Here is a 3,356-nt window from a genome sequence, read left to right as displayed (position 1 = left end):
CTACCGCGACCCTGTGACAGCCCCCCCCCCCCGCCCCGGCGGCGACCCGGTTCTGGGCGGTTCGGGGCGGTCTGGGCGGCTCCGGGGTCAGCCCGCCTCGCCTGTGGCCGCGTCGATCCGCGCCTTCAGCCCGGCCTCGTCCAGCCCCTCGACGGAGACCATTTTCAGCCGCGACTGCCCGCCCCGCTCCAGCACGACCGAGGACCGCGACACCCCGAGCGCCTTGGCCAGGAATTTCACCAGGGCGGCGTTGGCCTCGCCGTCCACGGGCCGGGCGCGCACCCGCACCTTCAGCACGGGCCGGCCTTCGGGATCTGTGTCCCAGCCGTCGATCCGGTCGCTGGACGCGCCGGGCTGTAGCTTGATCGGAAGTCGGGACAGGGGATCAACCGGCGGCGCGTCGATCCGGGGCGCGATGATCGGCGGCGCGCCAGACCACTTCGACATCTTCGGCGCTCAGGGTCGGGGTCGCCCGTTCCACGCCTCTCTCGTCGGCGAACTCCGCCAGGAAGCGGGCCGGGTCGAGCATCATCACGACCGTGCCGCGCTCGCCCTTCTTCAGGCCCAGATCCGGAAGATCGGCCAGAAGGGCCACGACGTCGAGTTCCTCAATCATGGTCGTCACTCCACCATCGCGGTCGTCAGACGGGGAACCCCGTCCGATCCTACGATCCAGCCGCTGCGGATCAGCGCCGTGCGACCGCGGAACTCTAGCATGAAGCGGACCCGGTACAGAGTCCCGAACGGCGTCGTCCCGACCGGCTCGGCCTCGGCCCCCCTGGCCGCTTCCAGAAGCCGGCGTTTCAGATAGGGAGCGTCCGCCCGGGTCAGACCCAGGGCGGACGCGAAGACCCGGGCCTTGTGTCGGCCTTCCGGGTGGTCCGCCGACAGGCAGTAGGCTTCGATCTTTCCCTCCGGAACGACCGCCTGCCCACCGCCTGGCAGCCTCATTCGAGCCTCAGCCCAGGGCGGCCATCAGTTCCGGCACGACGGTCTTGTAGTCGCCGACCAGGCCATAATCCGCGACCTGGAAGATCGGGGCGTCCGGGTCCTTGTTGATGGCGACGATGGTCTTGGAGTCCTTCATCCCGGCCAGGTGCTGGATGGCGCCCGAGATCCCGATGGCGATGTACAGGGCCGGGGCCACCACCTTGCCGGTCTGGCCGACCTGATAGTCGTTCGGCGCATAGCCCGCATCCACCGCCGCGCGCGAGGCGCCGATGGCGGCGCCCAGCTTGTCAGCCAGGGGTTCCAGAACGGCGTGGAACTCGTCCGCCGAGCCCAGGGCGCGACCGCCCGAGACCACGATCTTGGCGGCGCCCAGGTCCGGGCGGTCCGACTTGACCATTTCCTCGGAGACGAAGGCGGTCTTGGCGGCATCGGCGCCCGTGACGCTCTCGATGGCGGCCGAACCGCCTTCAGCGGCGGCGGCGAAGGCCGTCGGGCGCACGGTGATCACCTTCTTGGCGTCGGCCGACTGGACCGTCTCCAGGGCGTTGCCGGCGTAGATGGGCCGCACGAACGTATCCGCCGACACCACCTCGATGATGTCCGAGATCGGGGCGACGTCCAGCTTGGCGGCGATCCGGGGGGCGAAATTCTTCCCGTCCGTGGTCGCGGGCGTCAGGATGGCGTCATAGCCGGCGGCCAGGGGCAGGACGGTGTCCGTCACCGCCTCGGCCAGGCCGTGGCCCAGGCCGGCGCTCTCGGCCAGCAGCACCTTGCGGACGCCGGCGATCTTCGAAGCGGCGTCGGCGGCCGCCTGCACGCCCTGCCCGACGACCAGAACATCCACATCGGACGACAGGGCGAGCGCGGCGGTCACGGTCTTGTTTGTGGTGTCGCGAACGGTCGAACCGTCGTGATCGGCGATGACGAGGACAGCCATATTACAGCGCTCCCACGGACTTGAGCTTGGAAACCAGTTCGGCCGCATCGGCCACCTTGACGCCGGCCGAGCGTTTCGGCGGCTCGGTGACCTTCAGGACCTTCAGACGGTCGGCGACATCGACGCCGTAGTCGGCGACCGCCTTCATGGCGATCTCCTTCTTCTTGGCCTTCATGATGTTCGGCAGCGACGCATAGCGCGGCGTGTTCAGCCGCAGGTCCACCGTCACCACGGCCGGCAGGTCCGCCGAGAGCGTCTGCAGGCCGCCGTCGACCTCGCGCGTCACCGTCGCCTTGCCGCCTTCGATGACCAGTTTCCCGGCGAAGGTCGCCTGGGGCCAGTCCAGCAGGGCGGCCAGCATCTGGCCCACGGCGTTGTTGTCGCCGTCGATCGACTGTTTGCCCATCAGAACCAGATCGGGCTTTTCTTCCTCGACCACCGCCTTCAGCAGCTTGGCGACCGCCAGCGGCTCCAGGTCCGCATCCGACTGGATCAGGATGCCCCGATCCGCGCCCATGGCCAGGGCGGTGCGGATGGTTTCCTGGGCCTGGGTCACGCCGATGGAGACCACGACGATCTCGGTCGCCGTGCCGGCGGCGTGGTGTTCCTTGCCTTCCTTCAGACGAACCGCCTCTTCGACGGCGATTTCGTCGAAGGGGTTCATGCTCATCTTGACGTTGGCCAGATCGACGCCGGACTGGTCAGCCTTGACGCGGGCCTTGACGTTATAGTCGATCACCCGTTTGACGGGGACGAGAACCTTCATGGGTCTATCCGTGAATTCGCCTGAATGTAGGGGCAGGACATGGAGCGGTCGCGAAGGCCTGTCAACGTAACGCGGGGTCAAGCTCCCGTGCAAAACCCGCCTAACGGATCCTGAGATGAAGCGTTTCCTGACCTTTCCCCGCCTGGCCATGATCTTCTTCGCCCTGTTCGGCGTCGCCGTGGCGGGGGTTTTCGCGGTCCAGGCCTATTGGGTCGCGCCGGGCGAACGCTGCGAGGCGGCGGGCAAATGGTACGACATGGACAACCGCATCTGCGCCCAGCCCATCTCCATCGCCGAGATCACCGGCCGCCCCAACGGCGTCTCGCGCGCCCAGGCCTCGGATGAAAAGAACCGCGAACTGATCCGCATCGAGGACCAGCTCGCCGCCCAGGACCGCGCCCGCGCCGCCGAAATCACCCGCCAGAAGGCGGCCCTGGCGGCGGCCCGACCGGCGACCTGATCACCCTTCACCTCCCCGTCGGCGAAGGCCGACGGGGAGGACAGGCGAGAGCGTCAGCGAACGCCAGGAGGGGGCGACTCGGCGCCAGACGCTCTTGGGGGCCACCCCACCGCCGGAGTCGCCCCCGCCTGGTCGCAAGCGCGACCTGTCCTCCCCACGCGCCTTCGCGCGCGGAGAGGTGACGCCGCCCTCTCTTCTTTCGTCCTGTATGGACGGTGCGGCCCCTACCGCGCCGCTCAGCT

General features: G+C 68.7%; 6 protein-coding genes. 1 reads left to right on the top strand and 5 read right to left on the bottom strand.

Annotated features, from left to right (window positions below; translation table 11 throughout):
• Nucleotides 1–87 precede the first annotated feature (87 nt).
• Genes ER13_RS16640 through ER13_RS16620 form a run of 5 tightly spaced genes read right to left on the bottom strand, consistent with a single transcriptional unit; the run spans nucleotide 88 to nucleotide 2,654 of the window.
• Entirely contained in the window at nucleotides 88–381 is a 294-nt protein-coding gene (locus ER13_RS16640; RefSeq protein ID WP_035311091.1) for a DUF167 domain-containing protein, read from the bottom strand.
• A 4-nt stretch (nucleotides 382–385) separates the two neighbouring features.
• Nucleotides 386–616 carry a DUF4926 domain-containing protein gene (locus ER13_RS16635; protein ID WP_008259680.1) on the bottom strand — a complete coding sequence of 77 codons (231 nt, stop codon included), beginning with the start codon at nucleotides 614–616 and terminating at the stop codon, nucleotides 386–388.
• Between the two features lie 5 nt (nucleotides 617–621).
• The gene (locus tag ER13_RS16630; protein WP_035311088.1) at nucleotides 622–951 is read right to left on the bottom strand and encodes a DUF6883 domain-containing protein; all 330 of its coding nucleotides are present in this window, start codon (nucleotides 949–951) and stop codon (nucleotides 622–624) included.
• Nucleotides 952–958: 7 nt separating this feature from the next.
• A complete protein-coding gene (locus ER13_RS16625) occupies nucleotides 959–1,888 on the bottom strand; it encodes an electron transfer flavoprotein subunit alpha/FixB family protein (protein WP_008261292.1) in 930 nt (309 codons plus the stop codon).
• Nucleotide 1,889: 1 nt separating this feature from the next.
• Entirely contained in the window at nucleotides 1,890–2,654 is a 765-nt protein-coding gene (locus tag ER13_RS16620) for an electron transfer flavoprotein subunit beta/FixA family protein (RefSeq protein WP_008259580.1), read from the bottom strand.
• A 115-nt stretch (nucleotides 2,655–2,769) separates the two neighbouring features.
• On the opposite strand from ER13_RS16620, the gene ER13_RS16615 reads away from it, so the two are divergent.
• A complete protein-coding gene (locus tag ER13_RS16615) occupies nucleotides 2,770–3,114 on the top strand; it encodes a hypothetical protein (protein WP_008260333.1) in 345 nt (114 codons plus the stop codon).
• The last annotated feature ends 242 nt before the right edge of the window (nucleotides 3,115–3,356 follow it).

Source organism: Brevundimonas sp. EAKA (assembly GCF_000698025.1).
Taxonomy (GTDB): domain Bacteria; phylum Pseudomonadota; class Alphaproteobacteria; order Caulobacterales; family Caulobacteraceae; genus Brevundimonas; species Brevundimonas mediterranea_A.
Note: the sequence above shows the minus strand (reverse complement) of the source record. Positions and strands in the feature narration are given on the sequence as shown.

What these genes read in the sequence shown, in the direction of transcription:
- ER13_RS16635 (WP_008259680.1), bottom strand. Translation starts at nt 616, where the DNA reads ATGATTGAGGAACTCGACGTCGTGGCCCTTCTGGCCGATCTTCCGGAT.
- ER13_RS16630 (WP_035311088.1), bottom strand. Translation starts at nt 951, where the DNA reads ATGAGGCTGCCAGGCGGTGGGCAGGCGGTCGTTCCGGAGGGAAAGATC.
- ER13_RS16625 (WP_008261292.1), bottom strand. Translation starts at nt 1,888, where the DNA reads ATGGCTGTCCTCGTCATCGCCGATCACGACGGTTCGACCGTTCGCGAC.
- ER13_RS16620 (WP_008259580.1), bottom strand. Translation starts at nt 2,654, where the DNA reads ATGAAGGTTCTCGTCCCCGTCAAACGGGTGATCGACTATAACGTCAAG.
- ER13_RS16615 (WP_008260333.1), top strand. Translation starts at nt 2,770, where the DNA reads ATGAAGCGTTTCCTGACCTTTCCCCGCCTGGCCATGATCTTCTTCGCC.